The sequence below is a fragment of the Aureibaculum sp. 2308TA14-22 genome, from assembly GCF_040538665.1.
Lineage (GTDB): Bacteria > Bacteroidota > Bacteroidia > Flavobacteriales > Flavobacteriaceae > Aureibaculum.
This window is the reverse complement of record NZ_JBEWXT010000001.1, coordinates 183,996-199,019: the sequence shown is the minus strand read 5'-3', so window position 1 is coordinate 199,019 and position 15,024 is coordinate 183,996. Positions and strand designations below refer to the sequence as shown.

Annotated in this window: 18 protein-coding genes and 2 tRNA genes; 6 read left to right on the top strand and 14 right to left on the bottom strand. The window is 31.9% G+C overall.

Annotated elements, in window-relative coordinates:
* Positions 1-193: 193 nt before the first annotated feature.
* Genes U5A88_RS00880 through U5A88_RS00865 form a run of 4 tightly spaced genes read left to right on the top strand, consistent with a single transcriptional unit; the run spans position 194 to position 4,161 of the window.
* Entirely contained in the window at positions 194-2,245 is a 2,052-nt protein-coding gene (locus tag U5A88_RS00880; RefSeq protein ID WP_354203152.1) for a thioredoxin domain-containing protein, read from the top strand.
* Entirely contained in the window at positions 2,242-2,607 is a 366-nt protein-coding gene (locus U5A88_RS00875; protein ID WP_354203151.1) for a DUF1304 domain-containing protein, read from the top strand. The genes U5A88_RS00880 and U5A88_RS00875 overlap by 4 nt, the downstream gene beginning before the upstream one ends.
* Positions 2,608-2,613: 6 nt before the next feature.
* Positions 2,614-3,426: a mechanosensitive ion channel family protein gene (locus U5A88_RS00870; protein ID WP_354203150.1), complete on the top strand. Its 813-nt coding sequence runs from the start codon at positions 2,614-2,616 to the stop codon at positions 3,424-3,426.
* Between the two features lie 42 nt (positions 3,427-3,468).
* Entirely contained in the window at positions 3,469-4,161 is a 693-nt protein-coding gene (locus U5A88_RS00865) for a hypothetical protein (RefSeq protein WP_354203149.1), read from the top strand.
* A 1-nt stretch (position 4,162) separates the two neighbouring features.
* Here the strand turns inward: U5A88_RS00865 and tsaB are convergent, their stop codons facing one another.
* From tsaB to cyoE, 10 genes are all read right to left on the bottom strand, one after another.
* Positions 4,163-4,837 carry a tRNA (adenosine(37)-N6)-threonylcarbamoyltransferase complex dimerization subunit type 1 TsaB gene (gene tsaB / locus U5A88_RS00860; protein WP_354203148.1) on the bottom strand — a complete coding sequence of 225 codons (675 nt, stop codon included), beginning with the start codon at positions 4,835-4,837 and terminating at the stop codon, positions 4,163-4,165.
* 95 nt (positions 4,838-4,932) lie between these two features.
* Entirely contained in the window at positions 4,933-6,261 is a 1,329-nt protein-coding gene (locus U5A88_RS00855; RefSeq protein WP_354203147.1) for a TolC family protein, read from the bottom strand.
* Between the two features lie 111 nt (positions 6,262-6,372).
* Positions 6,373-6,591, bottom strand: coding sequence for a hypothetical protein (locus U5A88_RS00850; RefSeq protein ID WP_354203146.1), 219 nt, complete (start codon positions 6,589-6,591; stop codon positions 6,373-6,375).
* Between the two features lie 8 nt (positions 6,592-6,599).
* Positions 6,600-7,115, bottom strand: a complete 516-nt coding sequence (locus U5A88_RS00845; protein ID WP_354203145.1) for a DUF420 domain-containing protein — start codon at positions 7,113-7,115, stop codon at positions 6,600-6,602.
* Positions 7,115-7,753 carry an SCO family protein gene (locus U5A88_RS00840; protein WP_354203144.1) on the bottom strand — a complete coding sequence of 213 codons (639 nt, stop codon included), beginning with the start codon at positions 7,751-7,753 and terminating at the stop codon, positions 7,115-7,117. The genes U5A88_RS00845 and U5A88_RS00840 overlap by 1 nt, the downstream gene beginning before the upstream one ends.
* A 61-nt stretch (positions 7,754-7,814) precedes the next feature.
* A complete protein-coding gene (locus tag U5A88_RS00835) occupies positions 7,815-8,459 on the bottom strand; it encodes a hypothetical protein (RefSeq protein WP_354203143.1) in 645 nt (214 codons plus the stop codon).
* A gap of 98 nt (positions 8,460-8,557) precedes the next feature.
* Positions 8,558-8,917, bottom strand: a complete 360-nt coding sequence (locus tag U5A88_RS00830; RefSeq protein WP_354203142.1) for a cytochrome C oxidase subunit IV family protein — start codon at positions 8,915-8,917, stop codon at positions 8,558-8,560.
* Between the two features lie 9 nt (positions 8,918-8,926).
* Entirely contained in the window at positions 8,927-9,916 is a 990-nt protein-coding gene (locus U5A88_RS00825) for a cytochrome c oxidase subunit 3 (RefSeq protein ID WP_354203141.1), read from the bottom strand.
* 82 nt (positions 9,917-9,998) lie between these two features.
* Positions 9,999-10,559 carry a cytochrome c oxidase subunit 3 gene (locus tag U5A88_RS00820; RefSeq protein WP_354203140.1) on the bottom strand — a complete coding sequence of 187 codons (561 nt, stop codon included), beginning with the start codon at positions 10,557-10,559 and terminating at the stop codon, positions 9,999-10,001.
* Between the two features lie 8 nt (positions 10,560-10,567).
* Positions 10,568-11,473, bottom strand: coding sequence for a heme o synthase (gene cyoE, locus U5A88_RS00815; protein ID WP_354203139.1), 906 nt, complete (start codon positions 11,471-11,473; stop codon positions 10,568-10,570).
* Between the two features lie 171 nt (positions 11,474-11,644).
* Between cyoE and U5A88_RS00810 the strand changes: the two genes are divergently transcribed.
* Together U5A88_RS00810 and U5A88_RS00805 are read left to right on the top strand one after the other, a co-directional pair.
* Positions 11,645-11,716 (top strand) — tRNA-Gly (locus U5A88_RS00810).
* Between the two features lie 41 nt (positions 11,717-11,757).
* Positions 11,758-11,843: transfer RNA gene (locus tag U5A88_RS00805), tRNA-Leu, on the top strand.
* 375 nt (positions 11,844-12,218) lie between these two features.
* On the opposite strand, the gene U5A88_RS00800 is transcribed toward U5A88_RS00805, so the two are convergent.
* Genes U5A88_RS00800 through U5A88_RS00785 form a run of 4 tightly spaced genes read right to left on the bottom strand, consistent with a single transcriptional unit; the run spans position 12,219 to position 15,021 of the window.
* Positions 12,219-12,779 carry an NUDIX hydrolase gene (locus U5A88_RS00800; protein WP_354203138.1) on the bottom strand — a complete coding sequence of 187 codons (561 nt, stop codon included), beginning with the start codon at positions 12,777-12,779 and terminating at the stop codon, positions 12,219-12,221.
* Between the two features lie 12 nt (positions 12,780-12,791).
* On the bottom strand, positions 12,792-13,373 hold the full coding sequence (locus U5A88_RS00795) for an RbsD/FucU domain-containing protein (protein WP_354203137.1): 582 nt from the start codon (positions 13,371-13,373) through the stop codon (positions 12,792-12,794).
* Between the two features lie 31 nt (positions 13,374-13,404).
* The gene (locus tag U5A88_RS00790; protein WP_354203136.1) at positions 13,405-14,196 is read right to left on the bottom strand and encodes an endonuclease/exonuclease/phosphatase family protein; all 792 of its coding nucleotides are present in this window, start codon (positions 14,194-14,196) and stop codon (positions 13,405-13,407) included.
* A gap of 3 nt (positions 14,197-14,199) precedes the next feature.
* Positions 14,200-15,021: an endonuclease/exonuclease/phosphatase family protein gene (locus tag U5A88_RS00785; protein WP_354203135.1), complete on the bottom strand. Its 822-nt coding sequence runs from the start codon at positions 15,019-15,021 to the stop codon at positions 14,200-14,202.
* Positions 15,022-15,024: the final 3 nt, after the last annotated feature.

Here is a 15,024-nt window from a genome sequence, read left to right as displayed (position 1 = left end):
TTGAAATGTGTTCAAAACGCTTTTTTCTTTCCTTTTTTGATTTATCCAACTTGGCAAAACAGCTTTTTCATTGCTTGCCATTATTCCCTATCTTTATCACATCTTTGAAAAAAACCATATGATTCAAAAATATTTTACCTTATTTATATGTGCTTACCTTATGTTAAGCTGTGGTAGGCAAAACAAAAAAGAAATGACAGAAGAACATAAATACACCAATAACCTAATAAATGAAACAAGTCCTTATTTGTTACAACACGCCCACAACCCTGTTGATTGGTATGCTTGGAATGATGAAACCTTAGCTTTAGCAAAAAAAGAAAATAAATTGATTTTAATTTCCATTGGTTACGCAGCTTGCCATTGGTGCCATGTTATGGAACGTGAAAGTTTTGAAGACTCTACTGTTGCTAACATAATGAATCAAAATTTTATCAACATAAAAGTTGACCGTGAAGAAAGACCTGATGTAGATCAAATATATATAAATGCAGTACAGCTAATGACAGGTAGTGCGGGATGGCCGTTAAATTGTATTGCTTTGCCTGATGGCAGACCTATTTGGGGTAGCACCTATTTGCCTAAAGAAAATTGGAAAAGTGCTTTAGAACAAATTATAAAACTACATAAGGAAAATCCTGATAAAATTGAAGAATATGCCGCACAATTAACTACTGGTGTGGAACAATCTGGTTTAGTTACACTTAATACTTCTGAAAAAGAATATACAACCGTAGAACTCGATACCATTGTTGATAATTGGAAAAAGTACATGGATACTGACCTTGGTGGAAGTGTTGGTGCACCTAAATTCCCAATGCCCAATAATTATCAATTTTTGTTGCGGTATGCGGTTCAAAATAATGATGACAAGATAATGGATTACGTAAATACCACATTAACAAATATGGCCTATGGTGGCTTATATGACCAAATAGGCGGTGGTTTTGCACGTTATTCCGTAGATGCAAAATGGCACATACCTCATTTTGAAAAAATGCTTTACGACAACGGACAATTGGTTAGTTTATATGCTAATGCGTATTTAGTAACTAAAAACCCATTATACAAACAAGTTGTTTACGAAACCATACGCTTTGTAGAACGTGAATTAATGGATAAAACAGGTGCTTTTTATTCTTCGCTTGATGCGGTAAGCGAAGATGAAAATGGCGAATTAAAAGAAGGGCTTTTTTATGTTTGGAAAAAAGAGGAGTTAAATAATATACTCAAAAACGATTTTGATTTGTTTGCAACATACTATAATGTAAACGATACTTACAAATGGGAAAATGAAACGTATCATTTAAATCGTATTGGATTTAATGATGACATTTTAGAAAATTTTCAAATTACAGAACAAGAACTGTCCAAAAAAGTCAATTATTGGAAAGAAGTTTTATTAAAAGCAAGAGAACAAAAAAGTCGCCCGAGATTAGATGATAAAATTCTGACCTCATGGAATGCCTTAATACTGAAAGGTTATGTTGATGCCTATCGTGTTTTTGATAATGAACACTTTTTAGAAAGAGCATTAAAAACTGCTAATTTTATTGATAAAGTGCAACATAAAGAGGATGGCAGCTTATACCGCAATTATAAAAATGGCAAAAGCAATATAAATGCCTATTTGATTGATTATGCTACCACAATAGATGCCTTTATAAGTTTGCACGAGATTACTTTGGATGATAAATGGTTGCATAAGGCAAAGAAAATGACCGACTATTGTTTTGATAATTTTTACGACGACAAGAGTAAAATGTTCTATTTCACATCAGATAGCGACTCCCAATTGATTACCCGAAAAATTGAAACGGATGATAATGTAATCCCGTCTTCAAATTCTATTATGGCTAATAATTTATTTAAGTTAGGCCATTATTTTGCAAATCAAGCATATTCCAAAAATGCTGATCAAATGTTACACAATGTAAAGGATAAAGTTTTACAATATGGAGGTGGAGCTTCTAATTGGTTATTGTTGTATTCAAATTATTTAGGTAATTTTTACGAAATAGCTATTGTTGGTAAAGATGCCAAAGAAAGGCTAAAAGAATTCAATAAAAAATACATTCCAAATAAATTGATAGTTGGCAGTACAACAGATAGTAAATTGCCTTTATTAGAATATAAATATTCTGAAGGTGAAACTACATTTTATGTTTGTATTGATGGTACTTGTAAGATGCCAGTAAATGAGGCTGAAAAAGCATTGGAGCAAATTGAAATTCTCTTAAAATGAAAACGGTTCAGATATTTCTGGTAGCTCTTGTAGCAATATTGCATTTGTATTTTATGATATTAGAAATGTTCTACTGGACAAAACCCAAGGGAATAAAGGCATTTGGTCTTACAAAAGAGTTTGCAGAACAAAGCAAAGTATTGGCTGCCAATCAAGGTTTATATAACGGGTTTTTAGCAGCTGGATTAATTTGGTCAATTATCAGCAAAAATTTTTCATATCAAATTGCAATTTTCTTTTTATCTTGCGTTATTATTGCAGGAATTTATGGAGCCTATTCAACAAAAAAAGTCAAACTTTTTTATATTCAATCTGTACCTGCTATTTTTGCCTTAATTATAACTTTACTATCATCAAATTAATAAACTATGGATTTTGAAAATATAATGAATCAAGCAACAACTTTTTTAACTACTTATGGTATCTCAATCATAGGAGCCATAGTCATATGGATAATTGGTTCTTGGATAATTAAAAAGTTACTTAAAGTTGCTCGTAACGTAATGACCAAAAATGATTACGATGAGAGCTTGCAAAAATTCTTACTTAATCTATTAGGCTGGACGCTGAAAATATTATTAATTCTTGCTATTCTTGCGAAATTAGGTGTTGAAACGACTTCTTTTGCAGCCATTTTAGCAGCGGCAGGTTTAGCAGTTGGCTTAGCATTACAAGGTTCGCTTTCAAATTTTGCTGGTGGTGTTTTACTAATGATTTTCAAGCCAATTAAAATTGGTGATTTAATTGAAGCACAAGGCGAATTAGGTGTAGTAAAAGAGATAGAAATATTTACAACAAAAATTATAACCCCAACAAATAAATTAGTAATTATACCTAACGGAACCTTATCTAACGGAAATATTGTTAATTATACTGAAGAAGGTAAGTTAAGAGTTGATTTAACCTTTGGTGTTGGTTATGATTCTGACATCAAACAGACAAAAGATGTTTTAATGAGTGTCATAACTACCAATGATAAAGTATTAAAAGATCCTGCACCAACTGTAAATGTTTCTGAGCTTGCAGATAGTTCAGTTAATTTTGCTGTTAGGCCATGGTGTACGCCTGAACATTATTGGGATGTTTATTTTGAAACTACCGAAAATGTTAAAGTAGCATTAGATAAAGCTGGTATTGAAATTCCTTACCCACACGCAGTTGAAATACAAAAAGAAGGGTAATATCTGGAACGATTTTTGATGTTTATTTATAAAAATAAAAAAATGTTTAAGTCTATTATTTTAACTATTGTTTTTTTATTCTTTTGGAGTCTAACAAGTAACGGGCAACTATCAGAAGGGGAAAAAACAATGACTACTGCCAACTTACATGATTTCTCCACCTTACTTTCTACAACAGATTTACGAGACAAAGATGTAAAAGGTAATGTTTATATTAATGCTGAGTTTTCACCTGCAAAACTCTCTAATAACAAAACTATTTATTCTGCAAATTATAATGCTTACCAAGACCAAATAGTAATTAATGCTAATGGTAAAAAATTTACAGTTGCTAAATCTTTTGACAATACTGTCACTTTTTTAAATGACAATAAAGTTTACAAAGCTTATAATTATGAAGAACATGGGAAAAATAAAACTGGGTTTTTTGTAGTACTTACATTAGGAAAAGAATTGAGTTTATTAAACAAAGAAAGGATAAAGTTCTATGAAGAGAAAGAGGCTCACTCAGGCTATGACAGTTATATCCCTCCTACATTTAAAAGAGAAAGTGATGAATTATTTCTAGGATTTAAAGATTATTCAGCCAAAAAAGTACCTAATAAAAAGAAGCACATCTTTAAGTTATTTAAGGACAAGGGAAAAGAAGTTGAAAAGTTTGCCAAAGACAATAAATTAAACCCAAAAAAAGAAAATGATTTGATTAAGCTTGTTATGTATTATAACACATTATAAATTACTTTTTTGGAGTAGTAACCATAAAATCTTTTAAGTAAAAAGGCTCAAAATAAGCGACATCTTCAATGTCGTTTTTTTTATGTTTTTCATAAGAGAGTCCAACCATTTGTTTGGCTGAAGGGAAATAGCCGTCAAGGAAAATAGCATTATCATTTTTTATTACTGTTTTGCATTTTTCCGCCCCATCACCTAAAAAGTAAACTTTACCTTTACTCAAATATTCTGAAAATGAATTTTCGTTAATAATTTCGGCTTTTGTTTCTCTGATCTGATTATAGTTATTGTTAAAAACAGCACTATATACTTCCATTCTTCTAGCATCTAACAAAGGTACTACAATCATGTTTTTTTCAACAGCAATTGTATTTGCCAATGATGCAAGCGTTGAAATAGAAATTAATGGTATATCTAAAGAAAAACACAAGCCCTTAGCAGTTGAAACGCCAATACGTAAACCCGTATATGAACCAGGCCCTTTACTTACTGCAATAGCATCTATATCGTTAATTGCCTTTTTGCTGATTGTTAACGTCTCCTGAATGAAAACGTGTAATTGTTCGCCATGCGAATAACCACCGTTACTTAGCTCTTTTAAAGCAAGTAATTCTCCATTTTTGGCTAAGCTTACCGAGCAGTTTTTAGTAGCAGTTTCTATGTTTAAGATTAAAGACAACGTTTAGTTTTTGCAGGCAAAGATATAGTATTGAAAAAGAAAAATTCCAACTATTCATTTCAATAGTTAGAATTTGATAGTTGAGAGTTCGTTTTTTATTCTAGGACTATTTCCTCACCAAAATAAAACTCTAGTACTTTGGTTTTAAAAACATAGTCAAACTTGGCTCTGATTAAAGTTGACTCAGCATCAACAAAGCGGCTTCTGACCTGGTCAAAATCAAAAGAGGTCATAGCTCCTAAATTGTATCGTTCTTCAGCATTTTTAAAAGCTTCTTTCTGTGCGTCTAAAGATATTTTAGCAACTTCAAATGATTTTGCTGCGGCTTTGGCATCCAAATACGCTCTTTCAATAGTTTCTTTTAGTTGTAGTTTTTGATCTTCTAAATCAATCTCACTTATTTTTTGATTAATAATTGACCGGTTAACATTTGCTTTAGTCTGATTTCTATTAAAAATTGGAATATTTAATGAAAAACCTAGACTATATCCTAAATTATTTTTGAACTGATCTGTAAAGCTGTCATTTGTAAAAGCACTGTTAAAGACATTTTGATAAGAAGTTCCAGCACCTGCAGAAAAACCTAATGATGGAGAGTATGCACTTTTAGCTAACTCAATTCCTAATTCCGCATTGTCAACCGCTAATTTAGCTCTAGCTATTTCTGCTCTATTATCCAATGCTTTCTCATAAACCATATTTGAATTTTCATAAAGTGTCGCAATAGAAGGTGATCCAACATCAATAGTAGCTACATCAAAATTATCAGGCGACACTTGTAATAACTGGGCTAATGACAGTAGTGCCAAATCTAATGCATTCTGTTGGGTGACTACATTTTGAGCATCAGTTGCAACTGTTGACTCAGCGTCCAATAAATCCCCTTTAGGCTTAACGCCAGCATCAACTTGTGCTTGAGTAACTTCTATATTTTTGGTGCTAATTTCATACTGTGTTTGAGCCACTTCTAAATTCTCTTTGGCAAACAAAACATTGAGGTAGGCATTAACAACAAATAAGGAAATATCATCTTCAATTTTTTGTAAATCTAATTTACTAGCTTCAACACCTAATTTGGCTTGTTTGTAAGTAATTGTATTTCTAAACCCATTAAAAATAGTTGTATTACTATTAAGGGTGAATGAAGATCTAAAATTATCTGTTGAAATTCTTGCACCATCTTGACCAATTGAAGAACCAAAGTTCAATCCTGGATTTACGGAAGCATTTAAATTAGGTAAAAAATTACCTTTAGCATCCATAACATCCACTTCACTTATTTCAACAAATTTTTTGTTCTTTTTTATAGCAATATTATGCTCAAGTGCATGGTCTACACACTCTTTTAAAGTCCATTTTTTATCTTGAGCAAAGGCCGTTGCAATAACAAGGAGTGTAATTAAAACACTTAGTCTGATTTTCATTTGGTTATATTTATTTGTGCATTATCTAAAATGGAGATAATCCTAAAGGTTGATTTTATTGATTTTTTATATATGACGAACAAAAGTAAAACTTGTTACACTTAAATCTTCTTATTGTTCTGTTAATTTTCCTTTTTTCCACTTTTTATATAAAAAATAAGCCGCAACTCCGACTAAGATGTATGGAAAAGCCATTAAATAAACAATACCATTATTCAATCCTTCAGCCATTTCAGTATCTCCAGATTCTACAACAGCTTTGCACATTGCACATTGTGCCGAAATTAATTGAGAAATAAAGAAAAATAATATGAATAGGTTTTTTTTCATTTAGTTATTTAATAATAAGGCAAAATCATCAGATAAACAACAACTCCCGATACAGCGACATACAACCATAATGGAAATGTAAATTTCGCAATTTTTTTATGTTTTTCAAAATCTCCTGTTATTGCCCTAACATAAGTAATTAAAACAAATGGTATTACTGCAATTGACAATAAAATGTGCGTTAATAAAATAAAAAAGTAAATATATTTTACTGTTCCCTCCCCACCAAATTTAGTGGAATCAGATGTCATGTGATAAAGCACATACATTACCAAAAAAAGCACGGAACAGATTAGGGACGTTTTCATCAAACGCTCGTGCAAATCTCTTTTCCCGTTTTTAATTGCCCAAACTGCAATAATTAACAAAATTGCCGTAATTGCATTTATAGTCGCATAAACTGGCGGTAAAAAAATGGGTAGGTCAACATCAATTTTAACCTTAAATAATCCTGCAATCACCAACGGAATAACTATTGACAAAATAAGAATCCATTTATTATATTTTTTTGTTACCTGATTCATTATTCATTTAATAAAATACTGATGTCTTCCTTGAGCATTTGAACCTGTTCAGCATCCAATCCATCATAAAACTTTATTGGATTTTCAAATTCGCCAACGGTTATGGTTCTAGATCGTATATAACCATCTTTATCAATTAAAGCAAATAAACCTGAATGTTCAAAGCCACCTTCGGCTTCTTCATTTTCGCCAGCATATAGTTTAAAACCATTATTGGAAAAATCGTAAATGATATCTTTATCTCCCGTTAAAAAATGCCAATTTTTTAACGTTGCATTGTGCTTTTCAGAATATTTTTTTAGTGTTTCAGGAGTATCTCTTTTTGGATCTATTGTTATTGAAGCAATTCCGAAATTTGGATTACCGTAAAAGGCATCTTGTATTTTAAGCATACTTTGATGCATTTTTGGGCAAATAGTTGGGCAAGAGGTAAAGAAAAACTCTACTACATACACTTTATCTTTAAAGTTACTATTGGATATAATATTATTATTTTGATTTGTAAACTCAAAATCAGGCACTTTTTCAAACTTTAATAAAGATGGTGGTGATAATTTATTTACAATTTTTGGCACTGCCCAAATACCGAATACCAAAACAACAAATGCTATACCTATGTATGTTTTTTTCATTTTCAATTCTTAAAAAAGTTCTCGATACTTCGCCTAAAAAGCCTCAACTCGAACTGACATTTGGTTATTAAATTTCTCTATTGTTCTTTTTTAATGCCAGCCTATATTCGGCTATCAGAACTTTAACATCGTCAACCATTTTACCATGAATCGGTGCTACTGTTTCGGCATTATAACCGTACATCAATCCATTATCTTCATCATCAGTCCTTCCACGTAAATGTTTATTTTTATCAATAATAAAAGCGTAAGGAGAGTATCCATTAGCATCTATGTCAAGGTTTGTATTTAAACTTTTAAAAAGGGTTTCAATTTGTTTTTGGTTACCATATACAAAGTTCCACTTTTGCATATCTGTTGTTACTTTTAGTTGTTTTACCAACTCCCTAACCTGACTTGAAGAGCCTTCTTGCAGTACAACAACAAATTGAAAATCTTTAAATTTATAAAAGTGTTTATAGATTTTCTCGTTAAGATTTAGAGCATTGTTTTTTACAGAACCTAAATCATTTCCTAAAAAACATAGTATGGTAATTTTATCATCTAATGTAATTGAAGTGCCCGTACTGTTTTTGAAATCTGTAACATTACCAATACTTTTATTCAACACAGGTAACTTGGCAAAGTTGTTTGTACCTGTTAGTAATAGTATATAGAATACCAAAGGCATAATGAACAATCCCACTAAAATCCAAAACTTCTTAGACTTCAAACCAATTTAGTTTTATTATTAAATCACAAAATTACGGTTCTTTAACGTATAAAAAAAGCGGTTTAACAACCGCTTTATATTATAATTCTGCAACTAAATTAATAGCTCCAACGTGTATATTCTTGTAAAATACCGCCAAGATAGTCGCCTTCAATTAATAGTAAAGCTGCTAAATAGCAAATTAGGAAGGTAGTTGTCCAAACAACGGCTCTACGTAAACCCGCTTTTTCATATTTTATATGCATAAAATACCAAGTAATTCCGTAGGCTTTTACCAAGGTTAAAATAATAAAAATCCAGTTTAACCAACTCGTTCCTAAAAATATACCCAAGTGCAAACTCTTAGGTTTTATAATACCCAAAGCTACCTCAACAATTGTTACTAGAGACAAAAATCCGAAGACTTTCCAAATTAATCCTACATGCGATTCGTGTTCGTGTTCTTGATCGTGTGCCATATTATTTTTTTAAACTAAATAGAAGAATGTAAATACAAATACCCATACTAAATCGACAAAGTGCCAATACAGACCTACTTTTTCAACCATTTCATAATGTCCTCTCCTCTCGTAAGTACCAATAATAACATTAAAGAAAATAATGATATTTATCAAAATTCCTGAAAAAACGTGAAATCCGTGAAATCCGGTAATAAAGAAAAAGAAATCAGCAAATAGAGTATTACCGTATTCGTTAATCTTCAGGTTTGCACCTTTTACCACACTACTTGCTTTTGTTAAAAGCCTATTTGCTTCCTCTTTAGATAATATAACTTTTTTCTTAATATCTAAATTTATTTGCTCTGTTCTGAGGTTTACATTGGGGCTATTTTTAAAGCTTTCAATAACTTCATTTACAGAATATGGTGGCAATGCTCCAGCATCCTTAACATACCACAATCCATTACTTCTTGTATGTGGTACTCTCTCATTTGTTGCTGATTTAGTAACAAAATTTTCTAGTGCAATTTGGTGGCCTGTATCATCAACAAACTGAACAACTTTACCGTCTTGCAACACTAAAGAACCATAAGTTCCGTTGATAAAATTCTTCCACTCCCAAGCTTGCGAACCCAAGAAAATCAGTCCTCCAATGATAGTTAACAACATGTATAAAATAACCTTATTTTTTTTCATCTGGTGACCAGCATCAACTGCTAATACCATAGTTACCGATGAAAAAATTAGGATAAAAGTCATAAAAGCTACGTAGTACATTGGGTAATGACCATCATGCATGAAAGGTACGTGCGTAAAAACCTCATCAGCTATAGGCCAGCTGTCAATAAATTTAAAACGCATAAGCCCGTAAGCTGCTAAAAATCCTGAAAAAGTTAAAGCATCAGACATGATAAAAAACCACATCATCATTTTACCATAACTGGCTCCTAACGGTTTTTTACCGCCACCAGTCCAAGAGTCACCTTCTGTGTTTTCTTTAGCAATTGTTGCTTCCATAAAAAAATTATCAGTTAATTTTGGTTATAAAATAATGGTTGATAGGCAAAAATATAAAATTATATGATATCAACACTATTAATTATGTAATGAAATAGAAAAATAAAAACAGGAAAATCCATAAAAAATCTACAAAATGCCAAAAAATTCCACCAACTTCTAATCCCAATGCATTTTCTGCACTATATTTATTATTCAAATGCTTAAAAAGCACAACTAGTAAAACAATGAGTCCGGCCGCAACATGCAATAAATGAGCAAACGAAATAGCTACCAATAACGATGATGATACCACGCTGCCCTCTCCAGTAAAATATAATCCTACTTCTCTTAATTGGTTGAATCCTTCGATTTGAAAAAAGACAAATCCAATAGCTAATAGTAACGTCGATACTAAAAAAATTGTTGTTAACAATCTATTATTTTTATGAATACTTTTTCTTGCTAAAAAATAAGTAACGCTACTTAAGATAATTAACAAGGTGCTAATGTAAAGGCCTTGAGGCAAATCAAAAGTTACCCAGTCTTCCCTATTACTACTAATTACATAGGCACTTGTTAAACCTGCAAACATCATTATCATACTAATGATGGCAACATACATCATCTGTTTTGAAGTCCTACTTTTTACTTGAGCTTCCATTATCATTTTTAATGTAAAAATTTATCTATTACGTAAATTACTTGAATAAGTGTAATATACAAAACACTTGCTAACATTAGTTTTCTGGCCAATTTATCCGTTTGATTTTTATGTAATTTCACACCATAGTATAACATTACTATACCTGAAATCAAAATTAAAATTGCCGCAACTGGAGATAAATATAAACTTCCCGTTAATTTTAATACAGGAAATACAGAAACAATAATCATCCAAATAGTGTAAAGTACAATTTGCGAGGTAGCTTTTTTATTCTTCTCACCCGTAGGTAACATATTGAATCCCGCTTTTTTATACTCATCATATTGTAACCATCCAATAGCCCAAAAATGTGGGAATTGCCAAAAAAATTGAATCATAAATAACATACCTGCTTCTATACCAAACTTACCAGTTGCCGCCACCCAGCCTAGCATAAATGGAATGGCTCCTGGTAATGCACCAACAAAAACAACCAATGGCGTTTTGGATTTTAAAGGCGTGTAAATACTAGTATATAAAAATATTGAAATAGCTCCAAACATTGCTGTTTTAGGGTTTATCATATATAAAATAGTAATCCCCAAAATGGTTGAAACAACGGCAATAATCATTGCCGTATTTACCGACATTCTGCCAGCAGGCAAAGGCCTGTTCATAGTACGCTTCATTAACTTATCGGTATCTTTTTCAATAATTTGGTTAAAAGCATTTGAAGCCCCAACCATAAAATAACCTCCAACGGCCAATAAAAGCAATGTTGATATTTGTACGGATTCAGCAGCAAGTAAATACCCAGCTAATGCAGAAAATACTACACTAATTGACAACCCAAATTTGGTCAATTGTTTTAAGTCATCTAAAACCGTTGCAAAGGATTGTTTTTTTGTAATAGAACCCAATGAAGTCTGCATAATTAATTACTAAAGTGGTGCAAATATATTTATTAATTCAATACCATCCATAGTAAAATTTAGACTTTACAAAACCTTTTTAAAAAATATTAAAAAAGGCTTTGCATTTTATAGAATTGTCTTAAATTTGCCCTCGCATTTGAGATGATAATGCCTTGTTCTTTAAAAAATGCGAAAGTAGCTCAGGGGTAGAGCATCACCTTGCCAAGGTGGAGGTCGCGGGTTCGAATCCCGTTTTTCGCTCATTAACATATACCAATTTTTTGTCGTGCAAATGACAAAAGGCTCGAGTGGTGGAATTGGTAGACACGCTGGACTTAAAATCCAGTGGACAGTAATGTCCGTATGGGTTCAAGTCCCATCTCGAGTACTATAAAACCTAGACTTTCGTCTGGGTTTTCTTTTTTAGATTGTTCTCAGGTACAACATAGGTACAACATTTTGTTATTTTTAACTGGTCATTTTAAATTCTATCATTTGATACGATTTGATATTTCATTGTATAAACCACAATAAGGAGTCAATACTATCTCAAAACATTCCTTTTTCAAACCTTTAAACAATATTAACTGAAGATAGTAGAATTAACATTACACTGTAGAGATTATCGCCAATATTATATATCGACTGAGAAAGAGGAACTGCCCATAATTTTATAAGGGTCTAACGTTGAATTAAATAGTTTTTAACAATTTGAATAGGTAACTGAATAGGTATCTTATATTTAAACAAGCATTTATTGATATTACGTTTGTAAGAAAATAAAGTTTTTAATAGCCTCAAAGACCATATTAAAATAATTTCGTTCATAGGGCACAAACTGATGTTCTAGATTTTTATTAATTAGGGTTTCATTTAAATTTGAAATAGGTATAAGTTTAATTTCTGAAACTTCTTCCAATTGTATATTTAGCTCCTCAATTGGTAACGTTAGTTCTGAAATATAAACATGATGATATTCTCTATCTAATAGAAACTCATTATGTTTAATATCTGTTTTAAAATTTCCTGTAAAATTCAAATCACTCAACTCAACTTTAATACCTAATTCTTCAAATACTTCTCTTTGAGCTGCTAAAAGAATATCTTCTCCTGCCCGAATATGTCCCGCAACGGAAACATCCCACCTATTAGGAAACGTATCTTTAGAAACAATTCTTTTCTGAATTAAAACCTCTCCGTTTATAGTATACAACCAAACATGGATACAATGGTGCCAAATCCCTTTTTTATGAGCTTCGGACTTCATACAGGTTTTCCCTGTAATATTTCCTTGCTCATCTAGAATATCAATTAATTCATCCATGGTTAATCTTACTTACTCCTTTAAAACTTCTCTTAACTCCGCTTCTGAATCACCATTCCAATACCCACATTCTAACTGAAAGAATACTGACGTGTATGGAATTGCCAAATCTGTTTTAATAATTAACACATTAAACAATTTTGCAGAAGCATCCAATTCGCTAATAATATCTTCATGCAACATAGTTCTAAAAGGTTTGCCGTTTAAAATTTTGTTTAAATCATCACGATAAGCGGTAATCCCTTTTGCGTTTTTTTCTGAAACAAAAGCCATTTCTTTATCCACAAAAATATTGGCGTCAACATGTGTTGCATCTGCAATCAGGTTGCTGACATATTTTACCGCTTCAAGTTGAGAAGCATCTATAGTAATAGTTTCAATAGCAGGATTACTTTGTTGCGGGTAGGCTCCATCTGCTACTACAATCCAATTTCGGTGACCGTATAATTTTAATTTCGCTTCCAAATCGGTTTTCCAATTGGATGCCACTTTTTCTTCTTCTACAATAACTTCAGTTGTAACTTTGGGTTGGGTACAGGCACCAAAAACAAGTACCATTATAAAAATTAATCCAATACTCTTGTTGATTTTCATTTTTTTTGAAATTAGAGTCGGTGCTACCTTTTCAATATTCAAAAACCACTCGGACCGCACTATGATCGGATAATGGTTTCGTTCTTTCTTTTAAAATACCCGTACTTATTACTTCAAAACCCTTAAATAAAATATGGTCTATTACATAACTGTTAACTTTTCCGCTAGGATACGTTGTTTGGTTAGACAAATCTACTTTTAATTCTTCCCAAGGGTTTTGTAGTCCAGCATTGTAAAAATACTGCATTGGCTTGGAATCATGCACATCGTTAAAATCTCCAGCCACAATAATTTTATCTGTGGTAGCATATTGCTCTTTTATAATCTTTGCTAAATGATACGCTCTACTGTTATCTGGATTAGATTCTCCACTTGGGATATGTAAACTAAATACGCGTACTGAAGTCGAGTCGTTTATCTTTATCGTAGCACTTACGGCTGTTGCCGGTGACCATCCAGAACCTTCAATGGTAATTTCGTTGGTGTTTTCCAAAGGGTATTTGCACAATATTGATTTATATTTTCCAAAATACTTTTTTGTTTTATCTTTAAATTCTTCAGTATGATGTGCCGAAGCTATCTCCCCTTCGTAACTATAAGGTAATCCAAGTAATTTACCAACTTCTTTTGTCCATCCTTGTGCAGGCACTTCGTTAAAACAAATAATATCCGCTTTTTCACTTTTTAGATATGCTGCCATTTCTTCTGGCGTAGTATTTTTCGCAAACTCAACGTTATAAGCAATAACTTTTAATTTTTGAGCTTGTATAGTTATTGATGTAAAAACCAATACTAGAGTAAAAATGTGTTTTGCTAATTTCATAATTTAATTTAATAATTCTAAAATGCTTAAAACTACGCAATGGTCCGTGACCATATCATCACAGATTATTTCGGCATCTAACACCTTCCATTTATGTAAAGGCCTAAAAAGAACGTAGTCTATTTTTGAACGTGGATTATTGGCTGGTGCCGTTGGTTCAAAATCGGGTAAAGATGGTTTCCAATATTGAAACAAAATTTTCATGGCTTCACTTTCCGGTCTGGAATTTAAATCACCGGCAAGAATTGTTGGCGTATCATCTTTCGTAAAGAGTTCGTTCAATTGCCTTGCTTGATTAATCCTATCTGTATCTTCTTTGGTATGATCTAAATGAGTACCAACAAAACGAATAGTATCTCCGCTTTTTAAAGCGACATTTACTTCTAAAGCTGCACGTGGTTCTTTACCTTCTTGTGCTATCAAAGGATGATTTTTAGTTGATAAAAATGAATATTTAGATAACACACCTTCTCCATATTCTCCGCCATCATAGGACATAGCTTTTCCAAAAATTGCCTGCATTTTTGTACGTTGTCCTAACTCGGTCACTAAATCATATTTACGTGCACGATTGGTTTTAAAATCGACTTCTTGCAGAGCTACCAAATCTGGTTTGGTATCGTTTATAACTTTTGCCAATAAATCTAAATCGTATTTTTTAACCGCATTTACTGTTTCTCCATGATAAATATTAAATGATAGTACACTGAAAATTCTTGTAGAGTCTACAGCTGTTTGTGCAATTACATTAGTACTAACCAAAAGAAGCAAAGTAAAGACTGAAATATAAAAATGTAAACACTTAACTTTATTTAATATATCCATAAT

What these genes read in the sequence shown, in the direction of transcription:
- U5A88_RS00880 (WP_354203152.1), top strand. Translation starts at nt 194, where the DNA reads ATGACAGAAGAACATAAATACACCAATAACCTAATAAATGAAACAAGT.
- U5A88_RS00875 (WP_354203151.1), top strand. Translation starts at nt 2,242, where the DNA reads ATGAAAACGGTTCAGATATTTCTGGTAGCTCTTGTAGCAATATTGCAT.
- U5A88_RS00870 (WP_354203150.1), top strand. Translation starts at nt 2,614, where the DNA reads ATGGATTTTGAAAATATAATGAATCAAGCAACAACTTTTTTAACTACT.
- U5A88_RS00865 (WP_354203149.1), top strand. Translation starts at nt 3,469, where the DNA reads ATGTTTAAGTCTATTATTTTAACTATTGTTTTTTTATTCTTTTGGAGT.
- U5A88_RS00855 (WP_354203147.1), bottom strand. Translation starts at nt 6,261, where the DNA reads ATGAAAATCAGACTAAGTGTTTTAATTACACTCCTTGTTATTGCAACG.
- U5A88_RS00850 (WP_354203146.1), bottom strand. Translation starts at nt 6,591, where the DNA reads ATGAAAAAAAACCTATTCATATTATTTTTCTTTATTTCTCAATTAATT.
- U5A88_RS00845 (WP_354203145.1), bottom strand. Translation starts at nt 7,115, where the DNA reads ATGAATCAGGTAACAAAAAAATATAATAAATGGATTCTTATTTTGTCA.
- U5A88_RS00830 (WP_354203142.1), bottom strand. Translation starts at nt 8,917, where the DNA reads ATGGCACACGATCAAGAACACGAACACGAATCGCATGTAGGATTAATT.
- U5A88_RS00825 (WP_354203141.1), bottom strand. Translation starts at nt 9,916, where the DNA reads ATGGAAGCAACAATTGCTAAAGAAAACACAGAAGGTGACTCTTGGACT.
- U5A88_RS00820 (WP_354203140.1), bottom strand. Translation starts at nt 10,559, where the DNA reads ATGGAAGCTCAAGTAAAAAGTAGGACTTCAAAACAGATGATGTATGTT.
- cyoE (WP_354203139.1), bottom strand. Translation starts at nt 11,473, where the DNA reads ATGCAGACTTCATTGGGTTCTATTACAAAAAAACAATCCTTTGCAACG.
- U5A88_RS00800 (WP_354203138.1), bottom strand. Translation starts at nt 12,779, where the DNA reads ATGGATGAATTAATTGATATTCTAGATGAGCAAGGAAATATTACAGGG.
- U5A88_RS00795 (WP_354203137.1), bottom strand. Translation starts at nt 13,373, where the DNA reads ATGAAAATCAACAAGAGTATTGGATTAATTTTTATAATGGTACTTGTT.
- U5A88_RS00790 (WP_354203136.1), bottom strand. Translation starts at nt 14,196, where the DNA reads ATGAAATTAGCAAAACACATTTTTACTCTAGTATTGGTTTTTACATCA.
- U5A88_RS00785 (WP_354203135.1), bottom strand. Translation starts at nt 15,021, where the DNA reads ATGGATATATTAAATAAAGTTAAGTGTTTACATTTTTATATTTCAGTC.